The 22,512-nt window shown below is 49.2% G+C and carries 17 protein-coding genes; 14 read left to right on the forward strand and 3 right to left on the reverse strand.

Features of this window, described 5'->3' with window-relative positions:
- Positions 1-106 precede the first annotated feature (106 nt).
- The 4 genes from pal (at position 107) to nadA (ending at position 3,349) form a co-directional block, all read left to right on the forward strand.
- The gene (pal, locus tag ACN0T0_RS01845) at positions 107-616 is read left to right on the forward strand and encodes a peptidoglycan-associated lipoprotein Pal (protein ID WP_417222576.1); all 510 of its coding nucleotides are present in this window, start codon (positions 107-109) and stop codon (positions 614-616) included.
- A gap of 18 nt (positions 617-634) precedes the next feature.
- Positions 635-1,399: a tol-pal system protein YbgF gene (gene ybgF, locus ACN0T0_RS01850; protein ID WP_417222578.1), complete on the forward strand. Its 765-nt coding sequence runs from the start codon at positions 635-637 to the stop codon at positions 1,397-1,399.
- Between the two features lie 25 nt (positions 1,400-1,424).
- A complete protein-coding gene (gene queC / locus ACN0T0_RS01855; protein ID WP_417222581.1) occupies positions 1,425-2,114 on the forward strand; it encodes a 7-cyano-7-deazaguanine synthase QueC in 690 nt (229 codons plus the stop codon).
- A gap of 185 nt (positions 2,115-2,299) precedes the next feature.
- A complete protein-coding gene (gene nadA, locus ACN0T0_RS01860) occupies positions 2,300-3,349 on the forward strand; it encodes a quinolinate synthase NadA (protein WP_417222584.1) in 1,050 nt (349 codons plus the stop codon).
- 68 nt (positions 3,350-3,417) lie between these two features.
- Here the strand turns inward: nadA and ACN0T0_RS01865 are convergent, their stop codons facing one another.
- Entirely contained in the window at positions 3,418-3,849 is a 432-nt protein-coding gene (locus ACN0T0_RS01865; RefSeq protein ID WP_417222586.1) for a MaoC family dehydratase, read from the reverse strand.
- Positions 3,850-4,225: 376 nt separating this feature from the next.
- Here ACN0T0_RS01865 and ACN0T0_RS01870 point away from each other — a divergent pair, with 376 nt between their 5' ends.
- The 7 genes from ACN0T0_RS01870 (at position 4,226) to recD (ending at position 16,108) form a co-directional block, all read left to right on the forward strand.
- Positions 4,226-4,633 carry a hypothetical protein gene (locus ACN0T0_RS01870; protein ID WP_417222589.1) on the forward strand — a complete coding sequence of 136 codons (408 nt, stop codon included), beginning with the start codon at positions 4,226-4,228 and terminating at the stop codon, positions 4,631-4,633.
- 164 nt (positions 4,634-4,797) lie between these two features.
- On the forward strand, positions 4,798-5,403 hold the full coding sequence (locus tag ACN0T0_RS01875) for a hypothetical protein (RefSeq protein ID WP_417222591.1): 606 nt from the start codon (positions 4,798-4,800) through the stop codon (positions 5,401-5,403).
- 45 nt (positions 5,404-5,448) lie between these two features.
- Entirely contained in the window at positions 5,449-6,645 is a 1,197-nt protein-coding gene (locus tag ACN0T0_RS01880) for an MFS transporter (RefSeq protein ID WP_417222592.1), read from the forward strand.
- A gap of 423 nt (positions 6,646-7,068) precedes the next feature.
- Positions 7,069-7,347, forward strand: coding sequence for a hypothetical protein (locus tag ACN0T0_RS01885; protein WP_417222595.1), 279 nt, complete (start codon positions 7,069-7,071; stop codon positions 7,345-7,347).
- 69 nt (positions 7,348-7,416) lie between these two features.
- Positions 7,417-10,701: an exodeoxyribonuclease V subunit gamma gene (gene recC / locus ACN0T0_RS01890; protein WP_417222598.1), complete on the forward strand. Its 3,285-nt coding sequence runs from the start codon at positions 7,417-7,419 to the stop codon at positions 10,699-10,701.
- A complete protein-coding gene (gene recB / locus ACN0T0_RS01895; RefSeq protein WP_417222600.1) occupies positions 10,698-14,231 on the forward strand; it encodes an exodeoxyribonuclease V subunit beta in 3,534 nt (1,177 codons plus the stop codon). Before recC ends, recB begins: the two co-directional genes overlap by 4 nt.
- Positions 14,231-16,108 (forward strand): exodeoxyribonuclease V subunit alpha, encoded by a 1,878-nt coding sequence (gene recD / locus ACN0T0_RS01900; protein ID WP_417222603.1) that lies wholly within the window; start codon positions 14,231-14,233, stop codon positions 16,106-16,108. The genes recB and recD overlap by 1 nt, the downstream gene beginning before the upstream one ends.
- A 15-nt stretch (positions 16,109-16,123) precedes the next feature.
- On the opposite strand, the gene ACN0T0_RS01905 is transcribed toward recD, so the two are convergent.
- Positions 16,124-16,378, reverse strand: coding sequence for a GrxA family glutaredoxin (locus ACN0T0_RS01905; RefSeq protein ID WP_417222604.1), 255 nt, complete (start codon positions 16,376-16,378; stop codon positions 16,124-16,126).
- Positions 16,379-16,528: 150 nt separating this feature from the next.
- Here ACN0T0_RS01905 and ACN0T0_RS01910 point away from each other — a divergent pair, with 150 nt between their 5' ends.
- On the forward strand, positions 16,529-17,002 hold the full coding sequence (locus tag ACN0T0_RS01910; protein WP_417222605.1) for a Crp/Fnr family transcriptional regulator: 474 nt from the start codon (positions 16,529-16,531) through the stop codon (positions 17,000-17,002).
- A 189-nt stretch (positions 17,003-17,191) separates the two neighbouring features.
- Positions 17,192-18,418, forward strand: coding sequence for a UbiH/UbiF/VisC/COQ6 family ubiquinone biosynthesis hydroxylase (locus ACN0T0_RS01915; protein ID WP_417222608.1), 1,227 nt, complete (start codon positions 17,192-17,194; stop codon positions 18,416-18,418).
- 115 nt (positions 18,419-18,533) lie between these two features.
- Here ACN0T0_RS01915 and ACN0T0_RS01920 read toward each other — a convergent pair whose 3' ends face one another.
- Positions 18,534-19,181, reverse strand: a complete 648-nt coding sequence (locus ACN0T0_RS01920) for a phasin family protein (protein WP_417222609.1) — start codon at positions 19,179-19,181, stop codon at positions 18,534-18,536.
- 367 nt (positions 19,182-19,548) lie between these two features.
- Between ACN0T0_RS01920 and ACN0T0_RS01925 the strand changes: the two genes are divergently transcribed.
- Positions 19,549-22,455, forward strand: a complete 2,907-nt coding sequence (locus ACN0T0_RS01925) for an insulinase family protein (protein WP_417222611.1) — start codon at positions 19,549-19,551, stop codon at positions 22,453-22,455.
- Positions 22,456-22,512: the final 57 nt, after the last annotated feature.

Consider the following 22,512-nt stretch of genomic DNA (forward strand, 5'->3'; position numbering starts at 1 on the left):
AGCTGATCGATTGTATTGCGGCTATTGCATTCAGACGTAGCAACCTTTACTTTAGGCAGGATTAAGGTTGTTTCGCATATGATTGGCTAATTATTAGGAGTATTTCATGCGTGCTATAAATATTGGTAAAGCTACTGCTTTGGCGCTGACAGTTGTTTGGGCGGCGGGTTGTAGTACTACAAAGACGACAGATACCGATACTATGGGTGGCGGTGATACTGCACCTGTAACGACTACTCAGGCTGTTTCAGACTCTTCTATGTCTGGCACCTCTATGAGTGATGTTAAGAATCTGGCAACTGTTTTCTATTTTGACTTCGATCAAACTCAAGTTAAAGCTGAAGCGGTTCAGGCATTGCGCGGTCACGCTAAATACTTGGTTGCAAACCCTTCCGCGACAGTTGTTCTGGAAGGTCATGCTGATGAGCGTGGTACCCGTGAGTACAACATGGCACTGGGAGAGCGTCGTGCTCAAGCGATTGCCCGTGTATTAACGGTTAATGGCGTTTCAAGCAGTCAGATTGAATTGGTTAGCTTTGGCGAAGAGAAGCCTGTAGTGATGGGTCACAACCCAAGCTCATGGGCTCAAAACCGTCGCGTTGAACTGAAATATTAATCGCGGGTTTTGCTCTCTATGCGAAAAGCATATAGCTTAGCGGCGGCACTGGTGCTATTCAGCACCGGTGCTATTGCTGCTGATCCCGTTCAGGTGATCGAATTAAAAATTGATGAAGGCTCTGCTAACCGTTCTACGGTGAATAGTGGCGGTGCACAGTTCAATGGCCGTAATGACACTGCGATGGTGTTGCAACAGCTGCAGGATGAAGTACGCACATTGCGCGGCATGGTCGAGCAGCAGCAATATCAGCTACGGCAGATGGAGCAACAGCAGCGGGATCGCTACCGTGATTTAGATCGTCGTTTATCGACCGGGCAGGCTGCGCCGCAACCATCGAGTTCGTCGGCTTCGAGTGCTGTGCTGAGTCCTTCAAGCGCTTCATCAGTCGCTTTGCCTGCTGCTGATAGTACCCCGACGGATGCCCAAGCTTATCAGCAAGCTTTCGGGCTAGTGCGCTCGAAAGACTTTCCTGCTGCCCTTGATGCCTTTGACCTGTTTATTGAGCGCTATCCTGATAGTGCGAGATTGCCCAATGCCTATTATTGGGTAGGTGAGGTTAACTTGGCTGAGCAGAAGTTAGCGCCGGCTAAGGCAGCTTTTGAGCAGGTATTAAATGCTTTTCCTGAACATCGGAAAGCTGCTGATGCCTCTTATAAGCTCGGCGTGATCTATCATCAGATGGGTGATCAGGCAAAAGCGAAAGATATGTTTAACAAAACCATCTCCCGTTATCCTGATAGTTCAGCCGCCAATTTGGCACGTGACTACCTGCAACGATAACCACTCAAATCTTTAAGGTTTTTCAATGAGTACTTCTTCCAACAATGCTGTTGTATTGTTATCGGGTGGCCTTGATTCGGCTACGGCACTCGCAATGGCCGTTGAACGCGGTTTTAACTGTTATGTGTTGAGTTTTGATTATGGGCAACGTTCACAAACAGAACTGACGGCAGCTAAAAAAATTACGGCTAATCTGGATGTAAAAGAGCATCGCGTGGTGCGTTTAAATCTAGAAGATTTTGGCGGTTCAGCCCTGACCGATAATAGCATTGATGTGCCCGATCACGAAGAAGAGGGTATTCCGGTCACTTATGTTCCTGCGCGCAATACTGTCTTTATGTCACTGGCATTGGCGTGGGCTGAAGTGTTGCATGCGCAACATATTTTCATCGGTGTTAATGCAGTTGATTACTCGGGTTACCCTGATTGCCGACCTGAATATATCGCGGCCTTTGAGAATATGGCTAATCTGGCGACGAAAACCGGCGTTGAAGGTGAGCGTCTGACGATTGAAACCCCGTTGATTGATTTGACGAAGGCACAAATCATACAGGAAGGTACCCGTTTAGGGGTTAATTATGGTTTGACGGTTTCCTGCTATCAGGCCGATGATGATGGTAGGGCCTGTGGCGTTTGCGATAGTTGTCGATTAAGGGCTAAAGGGTTTGAGGATGCCGGAGTGGCTGACCCTACACGCTATATCGCTGGTATATGATATTAATGAGGGTGATTAGACAATAATCGCTAAAAAATCTTAAGAGGAGCCATAAAAGGCTCCTTTTTTGCTATTTATGTTGACACTTTACATAGAATTAACATGCTCTGATGGACAGGGGTGGTATAATATCGCTTCGTTTAAAGTCAGTTACTGTTACATTACCCGATTAAGAAAATTTGTCGATGTTGAATAAAGAAGAGCTTTCAGATCGTATCCTAGTTCAGGAATATTTTGCTAAAGAGCACCTTCCAGGCGAGCTAGATCTACAGCAGCAGGAAGAGTACAAGGCCCGTATTAAGCAACTTCTTATTGAGAAGGATGCCTGTCTCGTGGCGCATTATTATACCGATGAAGTGCTTCAGCAACTGGCTGATGAAACCGGTGGCTGCGTATCTGATTCGCTTGAAATGGCTCGCTTCGGAAATAATCACCCGGCTAAAACGTTGATTGTTGCCGGTGTTAAGTTTATGGGCGAAACCGCCAAGATATTGAATCCTGAAAAACGGGTTTTGATGCCAACGCTGGAAGCAACCTGTTCTCTTGATTTGGGTTGTCCTGCGGACGAATTCACCGCATTTTGTGATGCTCATCCTGACCATGAAGTAGTCGTTTATGCGAACACCTCTGCTGCCGTTAAAGCGCGTGCCGACTGGGTTGTGACCTCGGGTATTGCGCTAAAAGTGGTAGAGCATCTGGCCGACCAAGGTAAAAAAATCATCTGGGCCCCCGATAAGCATTTGGGCGAATATGTGCAGAAGCAAACAGGCATCGAGATGTTGATGTGGGATGCCGCCTGTATCGTCCATGAAGAGTTTAAAGCGCAACGATTATTAGATTTAAAGCAGGTTTATCCTGAGGCCGCCGTGTTGGTGCATCCCGAATCTCCGGATGCGGTGGTCGAACTCGCCGATGTGGTCGGATCAACAACTCAAATTATTAACGCGGCCCGTGAGTTGCCTAACCAGCAGTTTATTGTCGCGACTGATCGTGCCATTTTTTACAAGATGCGCCAAGCGGCACCGGATAAGCAGTTTATCGAAGCGCCGACCGGTGGCTCAGGTGCAACCTGTCGCAGCTGTGCTCACTGTCCTTGGATGGCGATGAATGGGCTTGAGAATGTGCTGCATGCCCTTGAGCATGGTACTGATGAAATTGTTGTCGATGAGGCGTTAATTGATGACGCTCGTCGTCCGTTACAGCGGATGTTAGATTTTTCAGCTCAAAATGGCTGAGTGATTCGTACTGACTAAAAAGCCTGCAACTGCAGGCTTTTTTGTTTTTTATCTTGGGCGGTTAGCGGTTAGGCTTCGCGACGGTCAACCATGAACGTGCCGTAGCCTGTGGCTACCAGTTTGTCACCCACATGCACATCGGTGCGCATTTTAACACGGCGGCGCTTCTCATCGATCTCTTCAATGGTGCCGGTTGCTTTAGCGGTGTCACCCATATATACCGGGGCTTTGAATTTGATGGTTTGGTCGATGTAAATCGCACCGGGTCCAGGTAAGCGGGTGCCGGCAACGGTAGAAATCAGCGCTGCTGAGAACATTCCATGAACGATGCGCTTCTTGAACTGGGTCGTTGCCGCATATTCACTGTTTACATGGATTGGGTTGTTATCACCGGATATGCCTGCAAACATATAGACATCGGATTCGGCGATCGTTTTTGCGTAAGAGGCGCTCATGCCAACTTCCAGATCTTCCAAGTAATAACCGTGCAGCTCATCCATTGTTAATTCCTCTTTATGACTATGCGCTCTTACGAGCAACTTCTATCAGCGATTGGCTGTGGCTGATAATTATTTAGTAATACTGCGACTGGGTCTATCTGTTTAGTGTTAAACCTAACCTAGTCGGACAGCGCTTTCAATGCGCTCTGTGGGTATCTTGTTTAGTCAAAATACTTTTTGTTGCAATGCGGTATTATTGTAGCATTTTAGCGGGACAGTGCTCGCTGTTATCGTTGATATAAGGGCGTCGCATTAAGGCTATGCTGGATTTATGAGAGAATGTTGAATAGCGATGGTCAGCGACTCTTTTGTGTTGCAGTTTTAGTGGGGCTATGGACAATGAGCTACTCAATCGAGTGCAGGGGTGTAGCACGTTATGGTAACTAAGATATTTCTGACCCTGTTGGTGCTATTGATCGCCTATGTGTATTTACAGCGTCGGGCGTTAGCAGCAAAATCCACTCGCCGGCGGGCGTCTACTGAGCGGCCGGTTAAGCCTGAGAGCGGGCTAGTGGGTTCAATAAAGAAGGATGAGCCTATTAAGTTGATTGCAGTCTTGTTTGTGTTGGTGTCCTTTGTGCTAAGCCTAAGTTTTTTTGCATATCGTTGGTATGATGGCCATCAACTACTTAATGTTACGTTGGTATCGCCTCAGAGCAGCGAGCCTCTGTATTATCAGGTGCATAAGTCGGCGTTGCAGGAACGTAGTTTTACCACCACTACGGGCCAAATTATTCGCATAGGCGCGCAGGACCGTCTCCAGATTGAGCCGTTAACGGATTGATCTAGTTGGTGTTTTTATGCCTTGAGTCGCTATAATGTCGGCGCGCTAAGCTGGGCTTAAGTATATTGTGTTATTTTTCCCATTTATTCTGAGTTAATCACCCCTCAACGCTGAACTTCATTTACACTATATTCAGCTGCATGATGAGTATTACAGGGATTTTTATGTTTCAACGCACCAGTCTCCATAGTCATAAAACGTTACCATCACAGATCAATAGCGATGATGATCATCGCCAGTTAGCCAACTCTGGTTATCAGTTGCCGCTTTGTTGGCTGATGCTGTTTCAAGAAACTGATCTTCAGGTGCAGCAGGTCTATAGCAATGATGGCGTGCAGACTTGCGAATATACCACCTTGATCTGCGCCAAAAGTGCAGGGTTATCCCGTTATTCGTTAGTGGCTGAACGCTTTAAATCTTTACTGGGAAATCGTTGCGATACGTACTTCGACTACTGGCACCAATATCTAGAATACAATGCGGATGAATATCTTTATCTCGATGCCACTGCTCTCTGGATGACGGGTGATGAACAGGCCTACCTCGATAATCTGATTTTGAGCCTGAGCGGTATTGCTTGGCTGATGTCGGATCAAGGTCGGTGGCAGCGCAGTCGACTGGCGTCATTGCCTTTTGTCGGGCGTTTTTTTGACCCACTAGACCCCGCATTGCAACACGAGGGTATTCGTCACCTATTGATTCAGAGTGGTGTATTGGATGCTGATGGCGGTATCTATATCGATAAGACGGTACTTCAGGGTACTATCTAGTACTGACATTATTGATCTTGATGGGCCAGTGAGGGCTGTGTAGTTATGAATATGACCGTGGTTTTGTTGTCCCTGTGTCAGGCATTATTGACTACCGGTAATGTGTTATTAATCTCAGTTAATGCGTTGATTGGTCAGCAGCTTTCGCCCTCACCTGAATTGATTACCCTGCCAATTGCGATGCAATTTGTCGGCTTAATGTGCGCCACAATACCTGCGTCATTAATCATGGCGAGAGTGGGGCGAAAAAATGGCTTTTACCTCGGTAACAGTATCGGTATCGCCGGTGCTCTATGTTGTATTTTAGCCCTGCAGCTCGGCAGTTTTTTTCTGTTTTGTGGTGGTACCTTTTTATTGGGTATTGGTATTGGTTTTGGCACACTATATCGTTTTGCGGCGGTTGAAGCCTGTGCGGCTGAGCATAAAAGTCGAGCCATTTCATTGGTCATGGCCGGTGGGGTGATTGCTGCGGTGTTAGGGCCTAACTTAGCCATTAGCAGTCGTAGTTGGTTAGATGATAGCGTCTTTAGTGGCGCTTTTATCGGTTTATTGCTGTTGTATGTTGTGGCGCTGGTATTGCTGAGTTTTGTGCGTCTAGCAAACGGCGACGGCAGTACTCATGAGGTAAAGACAAGCCGTCCTATTAGCGAGATTGTACTTCAGCCGGTGTTTATTGTTGCCGTAACGGTTGGCATGGTTGGTTATGCCGTGATGAATCTGATTATGACGGTGACTCCGGTGGCCATGGCGCGCTGCGGTTTTGAATTTAGCACTGCGGCTTGGGTGATCGAATGGCATGTATTGGGTATGTTTTTGCCCTCTTTTATCACGCCAAGATTGATTAGCCGGTTAGGTTTGTTATCGGTGATGCTGCTTGGGGCAGTGTTAATGCTGCTGTGCATTTTGTTAAATCTCCATGGTGTCAGTGAATGGCATTTTTGGGGGGCTTTGCTGCTACTCGGTGTCGGTTGGAATTTTATGTTCATTAGCGCCACGCAGTTGGTGACCTCGACCTATAAACCTGCTGAAAAATCTAAAAGTCAGGCGGCGAATGAGTTTTTAGTATTTGGCGTGGTGACGATCTCCGCTTTTAGCTCTGGTTGGCTTGAGTCAGTATTGGGGTGGCAGATGTTGAATACCCTAATGATACCGGTGTTGGCTTGGGCGGTGCTGGTGATTATGGTCTTCCGTAAAGCCGTTGAGCGTCACCTTGCACTACCATCGGCAGTGACTCGGCATTAGTCGTTACGCCTAAAAAAGGCCACAGACAAACGTCCGTGGCCTTGATGATTAAAGCGGTTGATGAAACGGCATGAAGCCTTACTTTAATCCTTACTTTAGGTTTTGCTTTAGGTCTTACTTTAAGGGGAGACCCTGGTTTAAAGCAATTCAGGCTCTACTAAAAGAGGCTGTTTGGCGTCAGTTTATCAGCGCTGCTTAGAGGGACATCAAATGCCCTTTAATTGGCATTTACCTAGTCAACATGGGCTTAACCGACCCTTTCTGTTTCTACGTGCTTTAGCTGCAGGGAGTTTTAGTATTGGTCGGGATCTGAAATCCGTCAAGAAAATTTATCAGGATTTGCAACGGCGGATGGCTGTGGGGCTTGTGCCAGCCAATAAATTATAGTGCAATGCTGCACGTTAACCGATGTGGAATGAGTTGATGAAAAGTTACCTGTTTACAACTGAAACGGACCGCGGCGGCGTGATGCTGTGTGACATTAATGACTTTGACACGGCTGTTGCATACCTGTGTAAGCGTTTCGATGGGGTTGTGAAAATTGAGTCGGCCGAGCAGGTATGGCAACGGCCCGAAGCTCCGCAAAAGGACGTGGCGCAAATAGCAACCGCTTCAGAATCTTCCGCTGTTGTGGTGGCTGATAAAGGCAATGTCGCGGCCACGGATACACCCAATGCTGACTCGGCAGATCTATTTGGCTGAGCGGATTAAATGCTAAAGCAGTGCGATGATTTCCAGTCCGTATAATCAAAGGATGAACGAGGGGGCTGAATGTTTCAGATTTACCATTCTAATAAGCTTGATCTACAAAAGGACTTGTTGGTAAAGCTGATCAGCCGACAGCCGCTTGCCGATCCCTTCCAGCCAGAAACCATTTTAGTGCAAAGCCCAGGCATGGCACAGTGGCTGAAGCTGGAGTTGGCCGATAAGCTTGAGATCGCCGCGAATATTGATTTTCCTTTACCCGCGAGTTTTCTCTGGAGCAGTTTCTCATTAGTGTTAAAGGATGTGCCCGAGCGTTCAGCGTTTAATAAAGAGGCGCTAACTTGGGCATTGATGGAACTGTTGCCTCTGCAGCTTAGTCGGGATGAGTTTGCGCCATTACAACGCTATCTCGAGCAAGATGAGGGACAGTACAAGTTGTATCAGCTCTGCGGTAAGGTGGCTGATATCTTTGATCAGTACTTGGTTTACCGGCCTGATTGGATCGCTAGTTGGGAAAACGGCGATGACCTACCAGAGATCAGTCATTCCCAGCCTTGGCAGCCGATTCTTTGGCGTATTCTGCAGCAACATATTCTCGGGCTTGGATTATCACACTGGCATCGAGGCAATATGTTTAATGGCTTCGTTGAGGTGCTCAGCAAAGGCCAGTTTGATCTATCACGGTTACCGGCCCGGCTGTTTGTTTTTGGTATCTCGGCATTGCCACAAAACTTTGTCGAAGCGTTGCAAGCGCTCGGTCAGCGTATTGACGTTCATCTAATGGTGTGTAATCCCTGTCAGTATTATTGGGGTGATATTGTCGACCCTAAATACCTTGCACGGTTGAATCAGCGCTGGTTATCCAAGCCGGGTATGAGTCCTGAGACACTGGCGGATAATTATTACAGTCATGGTAATCCCATACTTTCATCCATGGGTAAGCTTGGACGAGATTACCTGTTTCAAATACAAGATTTAGCCGCGCCAGAGATGGAATTGTTTGAGCCCTGTGGCCGGGCATCCCTGCTGCAATCGGTACAGCAGGATATTTTAGAATTGGAAGATCCATCGGCGGACGCTGTGCTTGATGCCGAACAGAAACACAGGTTAGCGTTGGTCGACCGTTCTTTACAGCTTCACAGTGCTCACAGCCCATTGCGGGAAGTCGAGGTGCTTTATGATCAGTTGTTGGCGATGCTGGATCAACAACCCGAGCTGTCGCCGCGCGATATCATCATCATGATGCCCGATGTGGCATCTTATGCTCCCTATATCGAAGCGGTTTTTGGTAATGCGCCCTTTGAACGCTATATCCCGTTTTCTATCTCTGATAGAACATTGCAGCAGGAGAGTCCGTTACTGCTGAGTTTTTTGCGCTTATTGGGGTTACCGGAAAGTCGTGTGACCGTGTCAGAAGTGTTAGATATTCTTGAGGTTCCGGCGGTGTTACGCCAGTTTAATTTGGACGGTGACCGGTTTGAACGGATCTGTCGCTGGATCGAAGCCTGTCAGATACGCTGGGGTATCGATGCTGAGCAGCGTAGCCATCAAGGGGTGCCGGCTTTTGAGCAAAATAGCTGGCGGTTTGGCTTGCGCCGCATGTTGGCTGGTTTCGCGATGGGGCCTAGTGAATCCTTGTGGCATGGCATCGACCCCTATGCTGAAATTGAGGGCTTAGAGGCGGAAGACCTCGGCCAGCTGGCAGAATTTGTCGAGTTATTGGAGTTCTGTTGTGAGCGTTTAGCGCAAGATAAACCGATCGCCGAATGGTTTAATGTTATCAATGATATTCTGCAACGTGCTTATCAGCCGGATGAACAAGATGAAATCCTTCTCAGTCAGGTTCGTCAAGTGCTTGAACGGTTGCAGCAACAACTGAGTGACAGTGGTTATCAGGCGCCACTGAGTTGGGCCATTATGCGCGATTATCTGACCAATGAGCTGGGTAATAGCCGCGCTAGCCAACGTTTCATGATCGGTGCGGTTAATTTCTGTACCTTGATGCCGATGCGTTCGATCCCTTTCAAAGTGGTGTGTTTGCTCGGTATGAACGATGGTGTTTACCCCCGTTCGATTCCGCCAATGGGCTTCGATTTGATGGCTGAGTCACCGCAACGGGGAGATCGATCCCGCCGTGATGATGACCGCTACCTCTTTCTCGAAGCACTGCTATCGGCCCGCGAGACTCTGTATATCAGTTATATTGGCCGTAGCGTACAGGACAACAGTCCTAAAGTGCCTTCCGTGCTAGTGACTGAGTTGATGGAATACTGCCAGCAAAACTATCGTTTTGAGGGTGAAGCATCACTGCTACAGCATTTGCTGATTGAGCACCCGCTACAGCCCTTTAGCGAGCGTTATTTCTCAGCTGATTCGCCGTTGTTCAGTTATGCCGAGGAGTGGTTGCCGTTACTGCGCAAAGAAGGGTCTATTGAGCAGAGTTTCATGAGTAAGCCGTTAGTGCCAGAAGTGCTTGAGGAATTAGAACTGTCAGATCTGCTCAGCTTCGCCCGCAATCCGATTAAACACTTTTTTCAACGTCGTCTGAAAGTTTACTTCAATAACAGTGCACTGGAACTGCAGGATGAGGAACCCTTTCAGCTCGATGGCCTGACGGGGTATCAGCTTAAAGAGCGGTTATTAGACGCCGCTATTCATGAGCAGCAGCCTGAATGCTTTGAGCGGCTGGTCGCATCGGGTCTCTTACCGGTGGGCATCGCTGCACAGTTACAAACGCGTAAGGCACGGGATGACAGTCAAAACATGGCGGATAAGATTCGCCACCATCTTGATCAACCGAGCCGGGTGGAATGTCAGTTGGATGTCTCCGGGATACAGCTCAGTGGCTGGCTGACGGGTTTGCATAGGGAAGGTCTAGTGCGCTATCGAGCGGCCAATGCAAAAGGACGAGATGTGGTCCAGTTGTGGCTGGAACATCTGGTACTGTGCGCCAGCGGCTATTCGTTGCGAGCTTACTTTTTTGGCCTTAACGGGCGACATTGGTTTGAGCCGTTGGCGCAGGGCAAGGCGTTTAACTATCTGCAAGAGTGGCTTAATGCTTATCGACAGGGGATGTGCGAGCCATTGCCATTGCCCGCCGATACCGCCTGGGTGCTCGCTTCGAAGACCTTAGAAAAAGGCCAAGATCGCGGCGAAATGGAGGCTATCAAGTGCTTTAGTGTTGATCCTTTTACGCAGTTGGGTGAATCCCGCGATCTATACATCAGTCGGGTCTACCCCGACTATGCCGCTCTAGGCCCGCGCTTTAGCGAATTAGCCGAATTGTTGTATTGGCCCATCGCCGAAGCACTTGAAACCGGTGATGCGGACAGTGAAGAGGAGCCGTCATGAGTAATGTACAGATTCTGGACCCGCTGCACTTCCCACTGTCAGGCAGACGTCTTATCGAGGCCAGCGCCGGCACCGGTAAAACCTATACCATTACCGCCCTCTATCTGCGTTTACTGCTCGGCCCACAAGGGCTGTCATCGGCGTTGCGAGTCGATCAGATTTTGGTGGTGACATTCACCGAAGCGGCAACTGAAGAGTTGCGGGATCGAATCCGTAGCCGTATTCAGGATGCCTTTATGGTGTTCCGGGGAGCTGAAACTAGCGATCCATTCTTATTGGACCTGCGTGATCAGCAGGAGGACCTGCAGCGTTCGGCGCGAATACTTGAGTATGCCGGTCGGCAGATGGATGAAGCGGCAATCTTTACCATTCACAGTTTTTGTCAACGAATGCTACGCCAGCACGCCTTTGAAAGTGGCAGCTTATTTGAAACCCAACTAGTCGCTGATATTGCGCCGCTACAACGGCAGGCATTATTGGATTGCTGGCGTGAATTGATCTATCCAGCGGCCAGTGATCTGAGTGAAGCCATTCAGCAGATTTGGTCGAGCCCCGATAAACTGCAGGCTGACCTTAAGCCTATGTTAGGTAAGCCGGACCTAACATTGATTCCGGCGTTGGACACGACCTGCCTGGAACAGAAGTGGCAAGTCAGTCAGCAAGAACGAGAGGTCTTTTGTCAGCAATGGCGGGATCACTTAGAGCAGTCAGATGAAGATCTTGCCGAGCTTATTCAGGCGTCGGGGGTGAATAAAAACAGCTATCGCAAAACCTCAGTAGCAAAGTGGTTGGCGGCGATTTATGCCTATGTTTTGGGCGAGAGCTCCGTTTTTCCTGAAGAGGCGTTAGAAAAGCTCTGTCAGTCTCGGTTAGCAGAAAAAACACCCGCCGGTAAAACCGTGCCCGAACACTATTTGTTTCAGTTGTGTGATGAGTATTTGGTCTCCCGTTTACCGCTGCGTGAACTGTTGCTAACAATGCTGCGTCAGCGGGTAGAGCAGCGTTTTGCCAAGCTCAAGCAGGATTATCGATTACTCTCATTTGATGATCTGCTCAGTCAGCTCGATGCGGCGTTACAGCAAGATTATAGCGGCTTGCTTGCATCAGCGATAGGTAAACAGTATCCGGTTGCGATGATCGATGAGTTTCAGGATACCGATCTACTGCAATATCGAATTTTTAGTCGTCTCTACCCCGATAATCCGGAGCGGGGGTTGTTTATGATCGGTGATCCTAAACAGGCGATCTATGGTTTTCGCGGTGCAGATATTTTTACCTATATCAAGGCGCGCCGTGAGGTGGCCGATCATTACACCCTGGAAACCAACTGGCGTTCATCTAAGCAGATGATACAGGGGGTTAACGCATTATTTGCCAACAGCCCATCGCCCTTTATTTATAACGATGATATTCCGTTTTTACCGGTGAAAGGGGCGGGTAAGGCGGATAAAACGCCCTTTACCCTGTATGGCCGCACACCGGCTGCGCTGCAATTTTGGTTCGACGGCGAGCCGTTCGTCAGTAAACAGGATTATCTGGAGCAGATGGCACTGGCCTGTGCCTGTGATATCGATATTAAGTTACGGGCCGCGGCCGAAGGGCAGGCGTTAATCGGTGAACAGTCTCTGCAAGCTAAAGATATCGCGATATTGGTGCGTAATCGGAGCGAAGCGGCCGCCGTGATGGCAGCACTCGCTGATCGTGGTATTCCGAGTGTCTACCTAAGTGGTCGAGACAGCGTGTTTAATAGTCGCGAAGCATTCGACTTGAAACTATTGTTGTTAGCCGTGGCCGAGCCACAAGATGAAAGTCGGCTGCGGGCGGCGCTGGCCAGTTCGTTACTGAATTATCCTGCGAGCTGGTTAGATCGGCTGAGTCATGATGAGCAATTATGGGAGCAGTTGGTCGCTGAGTTTACCGATTACCGTGAGAAATGGTTACAGCTTGGGGTATTGCCGATGTTGCGCCGCCTGATGCGGCAACGGCAGTTAGCGGAAACCTTACAGCAGCTGCCCCAGGGGGAACGGCGGTTGACGGACCTACTGCACCTCGGTGAAATATTACAGCGTGCCAGTATGGAGCAGGAAGGCATCGCGGCGCTTTTGCGGTGGTATAACGATCAGCTGATGAACCCTAATGGCGAGAGCGATGAACAGCGTCTACGGCTCGAAAGTGATGCTGGTTTGGTAACGGTGATCACGGTGCACAAAAGTAAAGGGTTAGAATATCCGCTGGTGTTTCTGCCGTTTGCCTGCACGTTTAGAAAAGCCAGTACCCCGCTGTTTCATGACGAACAGGACGGGCTCTGCTTTCACCTCGACGCGAAAGATGAAGATAGCTTAGCACTGGCCGAACGGGAGCGTTTGGCGGAAGATTTACGGTTGCTGTATGTGGCACTGACCCGTTCGGTGTATGGCTGCTATATTGGCTTAGCGGGCATTGCTGACGGCCGGGCAAAAAAGAGTGGTTTACATCGTACCGCCCTCGGCTATCTATTATTGCAGGGGGGCGGGGATGATGCTGATCTGCAAGTACGATTAGAGGCCCTCTGTACTGGTTCATCGATTGCCTGCAGTCAGCCTCCCAGTGGCGATCAACAGCGAGGATTATTCGATCTGCCCGAGACACCTTTGCCCCGTTGTGAAGCGCGCCAATTCAATCGCCGCTTGCGCCGTGATTGGCGTATCTCCAGTTATTCTGCGTTAGTTAGTCATCATACGAGTGCTCCTTTACCGGGTTTAGATCTTGAGGTGATGGATGAGAAAGATGCACCGGATGAGCTACAGGTTGATGCCGTGGATGATATCTTCAGTTTTCCAAAGGGGGCTCAGGCGGGTACTTTTTTACACGAATTGTTTGAGGTTATCGATTTTACCGACCACGAGCCGGGCTTAGAGGCGATGTTAGAGCAGAAATGTCAGATCGCAGGCTATGAGCCACGCTGGATACCTGTGTTACAACAGCTCTTGAATGATGTGCTCTTTACGCCACTCGGGTCTAGTGACGAGCGTTTACCGTCACCCCGGTTAGCCGATATCAGTCCTCGGCAGCGGCTGGTGGAGATGGAGTTTATGTTGCCCTCAGCGGGTTTAAATGCCAGCCGATTGAATCAAATCATTGCCGAGTATGACCCATTATCCCAGCAGGCGGGTGTGTTAGCCTTTGATACGCTTAAAGGGATGTTGAAAGGCTTTATCGATCTGGTGTTTGAATATCAGGGCCGTTATTACATTCTTGATTATAAATCTAATCATCTTGGGCATCAGCCCGAACTGTATGCGGGGGCGGCGTTAGAGCAAGCAATGATTGAGCACCGCTATGATCTGCAATATCAGCTGTATACTCTGGCTCTACACCGGTTACTGAAGATGCGCCTGCCCGATTATGACTATGAACGGCATGTCGGAGGGGTGTTCTATCTTTTTTTACGCGGGATGAGGCCGAACTTACCTGGCAGTGGTGTTTTTCATTGCCGTCCCGATCGTCAGTTAGTCGAGCAACTTGATCGGTTGTTCCGGGAGGGACAGTAATGGAGTTACTGCAAGCATTACGTCAGTTACAACTTATTCGCCCACTGGATCTTCAGTTTGCTCGGTTTGTCCGCGACGAGGCTGTTCGCGATGGTGATGAATCCGCAAACGATGGGCCATTGGCATTAATCGCTGCCCTAGTAAGTCTGCAACTGGGTAAAGGTGAAGTTTGTCTGCCACTTGATCGTTATGACGCCATTATTGAGCATTGGCCGATCCGGTTGAGAGAGTCCGCTCGGCGGTTGCTTAATGGGTTAACGGAGGAGGCGTTGCTAGCCTTTACAGTGATCTGCGATGGTCAGCAAGAAACACCGCTGGTGTGCAGTAACGGCCGTCTATACCTTTATCGTTATTGGTACTATGAAACCCAGGTGGCTAACACCATTGAAAGGCTTACTACGCCTATTGAGCTTGACCCTAATGTCATCAAAGCGGGTTTAAAGCGACTCTTTACGGCTCCTGCTGCTGATGAGACTGATTGGCAGCAAGTGGCGGTGGCGATTGCGTTGAGTCGACGTTTTTCGGTTATTAGTGGCGGCCCGGGTACGGGTAAAACCACCACAGTGGCGCGATTGTTGAGTCTCTATGCCGAACTCTTCAGCCAGCGGGTGCAACGTCCGCCGGTTATTCGATTAGCCGCCCCTACCGGTAAAGCAGCAGCAAGGCTGAGTGAATCTTTAGCTAAGGCGCAACAGACATTAGCCACGTCAGTCGCGGTGCAGGGCATGATTCCCGAGCAGGCGGTGACTCTACATCGTTTGTTGGGGCCTCGCCCGGACAGTAAAAACTTCCGTCATCACCGGGATAATCCATTACATCTGGATTTATTGGTGGTCGATGAAGCATCGATGATCGATTTGCCGATGATCTTTCGTTTGCTGGATGCACTGCCCGCCCACGCCCAGTTAGTCATGATTGGTGATCGAGATCAGTTAGCTTCGGTTGAAGCGGGCAGCGTCCTAGGGGATATCTGCGCCTGGCAGCAACAGGAGCATTCTGGTGAGCTTTGCTATCGTCCAGCCCAGTTGGATTATCTGCAGCAGGTATGTGACCTCCCTGCACCGGCTTCGTTACCGGGAGAAAATCCGGTTGCCGATGCCTTAGCTCTGTTGCGCAAAAGTTTTCGCTTCGATGCGGATAGCGGTATCGGTCATTTGGCCAGGGCGGTTAACCTCGGGGATGGCGAACGGGCGATTGCTTTGCTGCAACAGGACTGGCGCGATATCCATTTTGTACCTCTATCCGAGCATGGCTATCAGCAGATGGTTGTCGAAGTGGCGGCTGATTATGCCGGTTACCTTCAGTTAATGCGTGACGGTGGCGAGCCTAAGCAGTTGTTAGCAGCGTTTAATCGGATTCAATTGTTAGCCGTGGTGCGTCAAGGTGTGTACGGTGTTGAGGGGCTAAATCTGGCGATTGAAACACAGTTGCAACGACAGCGGTTAATCAAGCTGACGGGGGCTTGGTATAGTGGCCGTCCGATAATGATCACCCGCAACGATTATCAATTGGGACTGTATAACGGTGATATTGGTATCACGGTCGCGGATGCCGATGGTAAGCTGCGTGTCTGGTTTGAGCTGCCCGATGGCGAGATGAAAGGGGTATTGCCCGGACGGCTGCCGGAACATGAGACCGTTTATGCCATGACGGTGCATAAAAGCCAGGGATCTGAGTTTGATAAAGTAGTGATGATCTTGCCAGCGGACGATAGCCCATTACTGACGCGGGAGCTGATCTACACAGGTATCACCCGGGCGAAACAGCGTTTTGTCTTGCATGCCACTGTACAGGCGTTGAAAACAGGAAGTCACCGCCGAACAGAAAGAGCCAGCGGGTTAAGCTGGCGCTTATGGCATTCGAGCGGAACTTCCTAGTGCGCGGTAAGAAGATTAGGCTTTAGCTTCGGCTTCTTGGGCATCAACGAAGGCTGCAAACTCGGTATAGCCACCGATGTGGTCCTTACCGTGAAAGATCTGAGGAACGGTGTCGACAGGCTTGCCCACGGTTTTTTCTAGATCTTCTTTGGTGATGCCTTCTTCATGGATATCGATATAACGATGATCCAAACCTTTCATTTCACATAGTTGTTTTGCACGGGTACAAAAGCCGCAGCCTTTACGGCCAAATATAGTAATTCGTTGCATAGTGTGGTCTCCTTAAATCTGTTTGAATGTATTGGAACAGTTTACCAAGCCTGAGGCTAATTGCCTTTTTTAATGTTTTAGATAGACAAAGGTTATCGCGAGGGCATTCTTGGTTTAAAATAAAATCTTAAAGAGATAACGGGTAGTACTGTGCCAGAAAATATTCCGATCCATCGGCTTAAAGATATGCCGGTATTTGGTGGGTTGCGTGAAGATATCATTAAGTTGATTCTTGATGGTAGTCATTATGTTGAGCGTGAAGCCGGTGAACCGTTCTTTCTTGAGGGCGAACGAGGTGATTCCTCCTATATCATTGAGACGGGCAGCGCTGCTCTGATCAAAGTAGGGGCATCCGGGCAGCCGCATCAGATCCGTTCTTTTTTACCGGGTGAGTGTTTTGGCGCAATGGCGCTGCTCGGGGTTTATCCTCGCAGTGGCGTGGTTCAAGCGTTGGAGCCTTGTCGTGTGGTTGAAATCAAGGCGGATCAACTGTTCTCGGTCTATCAGGCCGATCCTGAACAGTATGTGCTCATTTTTATGAACATGGCTCGGGATCTAAGCCGCCGTCTGCGGGATACTGATGATCAGTTGGTTGCCTGTTTAGATGAGCTTCATTGTCGCTAGACTATATCCCCTGCACATCATCCCCTAGACGATTAGCGCTAGGACATTCTTATTACGCAGGCTAAATGTCTTTAGCTTGCGGTCACGCAACGGTACAATTTCCCGCACTTAATGAAGACGCTTAATCAAGGTGCTTAACGATACCCTTGTATTCACATAGCCCGATAAAATAGCGATAACGGAGAGAGAATGAAAAATAGGTATGATCTGTTAATCGTTGGCGGCGGTATGGTCGGGGCCACTATTGCGGCTGCTTTAGGTAATACCGATCTGAGTATCGCCGTTGTCGATCAGGCATATCCGCAGTCTTTCGTGGCTGGGGCTGAGCATGACCTTCGAGTGTCGGCGTTGAGTATCGCTTCAGAAAATATTTTTAGAACGCTGGGTGTCTGGGATGGCATCATGAATCGCCGTGCTTGCCCTTATCAGCGCATGAAAGTGTGGGAAAGTGACGAGCAGCGTGCCGCTACGGAGTTTGTCAGTCAGGATATCGGTGCCGATCATTTGGGCTTCATTGTTGAAAATAGAGTGATTCAATTGGCACTGCTTGAACGATTAGGGCAGTTAGATAATGTTGATCTCATCTGTCCGGCAGAGATTAGTGATATCGATTACTCACCCGGTTGCAGTGTCGTTCAGTTGTCTGATGGCCGTGAACTCATCGGTAAATTAATGGTTGCTGCTGATGGGGGCGGGTCTCGGGTACGAATGGCGTCGGGCATTGGCGTGCATAGTTGGGATTATGATCAACATGCGCTGGTAGCCTCGATTGTTACGTCACTGCCACAGCAAGATATTACTTGGCAACAGTTCACCCCGAGTGGACCGCTGGCCTTCCTGCCATTGACTGGGCAACGCGGTTCACTGGTGTGGTATAACCGCCCGGCTGAGGTAAGGCGGTTGCTAGCGTTAGACAGCGACGCCTTTATTCAAGCGGTTGAAACTACCTTTCCAGATCGGCTTGGGTCGATCGAAGGATTACTTGAGCGAGGTGCATTTCCACTGCGCCGGCAACATGCAAGCCAATATGTTAAAGAGGGAGTAGCGCTGGCAGGCGATGCGGCGCATATGATCAATCCATTGGCCGGTCAGGGCGTGAATATTGGCTTATTGGATGCGGCGACCTTAGCTGAGGTGATACTCGATGGACATCGTGAAGGGTTAGATATCAGTGATCTGTCGTTGTTACAACGTTATGAGCAGCAGCGGCGTAATCATAACCTGATGATGATGCAGTTGATGGATGGATTTTATCGGGTGTTTTCCAATGACTTATTGCCGCTCAAGTTGTTAAGAAACTTAGGGCTTGGTGCCGCAGAACGATTAACCCCGGCTAAGAACCGAGTGATGCGCTTTGCGATGGGGTTGGAAGGTCGTTTACCGGCGTTGGCCCGCGGCGAGCAACTGGACTGTTGAGCTTTAATGATGCGTGAGTCTATCAACTCGGCGGTGTAAGCTGATGGGCGTAACCTGACAGAAGTGATCGACAAAAAAACGGAGCGCGAGGCTCCGTTTTTTTGCTTAGAAATACTTACTTAGGCGCGTCTGCTTTTTTAGCGGCAGGTGCGGCTGCAGGAGCAGCGGCTTTAGCGACAGGTGCTTTAGCGGCGGGTGCAGGTGTCGTTGCTGCTGGGGTTGCTGGCGCTGCTTTTTTTGCCGATGTAGCGGCTTTCTTAGCAGGAGCAGCAGGTTTCTTAGCGGCAGGCGCGGCAGCTTTTTTGGCTGCTGCAGGCTTAGGCGCTGCTTTTGGTGCAGCTGCTTTTTTCGCGGGAGCAGGCTTAGCGGCTGGTTTAGCAGCGGCTTCAGGCGCAACAGGTGTCATGAACTTGCTCAGGTCTTCAAAGTAATTCATATCTTTCAGACCGAGGCCCGCAAAGCTTTTTTCGATAATAGCGGTTAACTCATCTTTAGCTGAATTGAGGGCCGCCATTTCTTCTTCAGCTACGTTGCTGAGTTTTGTTTCAAGTTGCTTAACATAGTCAACCTGAAGTTCAATCGCTTCTTTAGGGTCTTTGATAGAAGACAGAGCCTGCATTTGCGCCATGGTGGCGTTAACAAAGTCAGATACATAACCGGATTGCAGTTCAATCAGTTTCTCAACCGCTTTTTTGTTGATTTCAGCCATATCAACAACGGGCTTCATATTTTCCTGAACGTCTTTCATCATTTCTTCGTACATGTTTGTTCACCTGTGATCGCAAGAGTTTCAATCTTTGTGCGTTGCAGCAATTTTACTCACTATATTAGGCAGTCACAATAAAGTCAATTAAATTGTTGCGGTGCAGCAAAGCGGCATTTTATAAAAGAACACAACTGTTTAGCAGAAGTTCCCGGTAGTACTACCCTAAAGGTCATTAATGAAATAAACATGACATTTGTTGGATATAGGTACTGTTTAAGGTCTTTCAGCTTGTAACTGTAGCTCAGTTATTTACGGCTGTAAGATGAATGTGGCATTTCTTTGATGTGGGCAGGCGAAAAGGTGTTGATTTAGTTACAATGATCTCAATATCTAGAGATTGAGATCACAGACATTGGATAACGCCATGACCCGCCAACCGGCTTTTCAACTTAAACGCACGGAAACCATTGAGTCACTGGGCATCGATGTACAAGAATATGTGCATTCCCGTACCGGCGCTTTGCATTATCATATCGCCGCCGATAATCAGGAAAATGTTTTTCTAGTGGCATTTCGTACCGTGCCGGAAGATAACTGCGGCGTCGCTCATATTTTAGAGCACACCGCCCTGTGTGGCAGCGCCAAATATCCGGTGAGAGATCCGTTCTTCATGATGAGTCGCCGCTCTCTGAATACCTTTATGAACGCCTTTACCAGTAGTGATTGGACCGCCTATCCGTTTGCCAGTCAGAATCGTAAAGATTATTTTAACCTGCTTGATGTTTATCTTGATGCGACGTTTTTCTCCCGTCTGGATCCGCTCGATTTTGCGCAAGAAGGTCATCGTATCGAGTTCAGCGAGCCGGACAATACCGATAGCCCGTTGGTCTATAAAGGTGTGGTCTATAATGAGATGAAAGGGGCGATGAGTTCGCCAGTGTCGACACTGTGGCAGACATTGACTCGTCATCTGTTTCCCTCCACAACCTACCATTACAACTCCGGTGGTGATCCTGAAGCGATTCCCGATCTTACTTATGAACAGTTGCTTCATTTTTATAAGACCCATTACCATCCCTCTAACGCAGTGTTTATGACCTTTGGTGATATTCCAGTGGAGGAGTTGCAGCAGCGCATTGAAGACCAAGCGTTGGTTAATTTTGACAAACTCAGTGATGAGATTACGGTAGAGGATGAAAAACGTTATTTCTCGCCGATCAAAGTTGAAGAGGCTTATGCGCTGGACGAGGACGATTGCAGCGCTAAAACCCACCATGTTCTGGCGTGGTTGTTAGGCCCTAGCATTGATTTAGAACAACAGCTAAAAGCCCATCTGTTATCCCGAGTGTTGTTGGATAACAGTTCATCTCCACTGCGCTATGCGTTGGAATCAACCGACCTTGGGGCGTCACCTTCACCGCTGTGCGGCTTGGAAGACTCTAATCGTGAGATGGCCCTGATGTGTGGTATCGAGGGCAGTGAGCCGGAGAACGCTGTCGAGTTTGAGCAGTTGGTACTCGATACCTTGGCGAATGTGGCTGAAAACGGTGTACCGCAAGAACATCTTGAAGCAGCGTTACATCAGTTGGAGCTGAGTCAGCGTGAAATCAGTGGCGATGGCTACCCTTATGGTATGAGCCTGATTTTGGCATCCCTGTCATCCGCTATTCACCGGGGTGATCCTATCGCCTTGTTAAACCTTGATCCGGTTTTGGCAAAGCTGCGTGAAGCGATTAAAGATCCCGACTTTATTCCGGCAATGGTGCGAGAGCTATTAGATAATCCTCACCGGGTTCGCTTAACACTGAGGCCGGATGCTAAGTTGGCAGAACGTCGTGATGCGGCGGAAGCGGCTAAGCTAGAAGCGATTCGACAACAGTTGGATGATACACAGAAACAAGCGATCATCGACCAGGCGAAGGCGCTTGAACAGCGTCAGAATCAGGTTGATGATGAGTCGGTACTGCCTAAAGTAACCATCACTGATGTTCCTGCGAAGATGCATATCCCTCAGGGGTCTGAAAACCTGTTTAAGGGTTTTCATTATCACTTCTATCCGCAGGGAACTAACGGCTTAGTCTATCAGCAGGTGATTATGGATCTGCCCGCGTTGAGTGAGGCAGAGCGGCAGATGTTACCACTCTATAGTAACTGTCTAACCGAGCTTGGCTGTGATGGTATGAGCTATCAGGATACTCAAGCACTTCAGTCACAAGTGTGTGGTGGTATTCACGCTTACTCGTCGGTACGGGCCGATATTAATAATGAACAGCAGGTCAGCGGTTATCTGACATTGTCAGGTAAAGCCCTGTTGGATAAGCAGTCGCAGTTGACCGATCTCATGTATAAAACATTGGCAACCGTACGCTTTGACGAGTTAAGCCGCATTCGTGAATTGGTGTCACAGCAACGTACCCGCAAAGAACAGAGCGTCACCGGTCAGGGTCATAGCCTTGCGATCATGGCGGCGGTCAGCCAATTATCCCCGGCGGGACAGTTGGCACATAATCTGCGGGGGCTGCAAAGTATTCGGGCGATTAAGACATTGGATGAAGCATTGCGTGATGAGGCTAACCTGAAACAACTGGCCGCTGATCTACAACAGTTACATCAAAAAATGCTCAGCGCACCAAGGCGCTTCCTCATCGTCACTGAAGCGGAACATCAGCAGCAATTGGCTGAATCCATGGCGGCCCGTTGGCCGAGTGTCGATAATAAGGGTGAGTTTGAGGCTTTATCTTTGCCATCGACTCGTGAGGCGGTTCAGCAGGCTTGGACGACCAGTACACAGGTTAACTTCTGTGCTAAAGCGTATCCAACCGTGCCCGTGGAGCATCCAGATGCGGCGGCACTGACGGTCTTGGGCGACTTTCTACGTAATGGCTTTCTGCATCGGGTGGTGCGGGAGCAAGGCGGTGCTTATGGCGGCGGTGCGGGTCAGGATTCTGCTGATGCAGTGTTCCGTTTCTTCTCCTACCGTGATCCTCGCTTAACTGAGACGCTGGATGACTTTGATGCGTCGATTGCTTGGGTGCTGAATAGTGAACTGGAGCCGCAACAACTGGAAGAGGCGATCTTGGGTATTGTCAGTAGTATTGATAAACCAGGCTCACCCGCCGGTGAAGCGAAACAGGCCTACCATAGTGCACTGTTTGGCCGGACCCCTGAGCAGCGTGAAGGGTTCCGGCAACGGATACTGACGGTCACGTTAGACGACCTTAAGCGGGTAGCAGGAGATTACTTTAAACCTGAGCTTGCCAGTGTTGCCGTGGTGACCAGCCCTACTGCAGCCGCCGGGTTGAACGATCAGTTCGATATTATCGCTATTTAAGTTATCGTGGGAGCTCTCTAAGCCCTTCTGTCATTGGCAGAAGGGCTTTTGTTATTT

The sequence above is a fragment of the Amphritea sp. genome (assembly GCF_048266285.1).
Taxonomy (GTDB): Bacteria; Pseudomonadota; Gammaproteobacteria; order Pseudomonadales; family Balneatricaceae; genus Amphritea.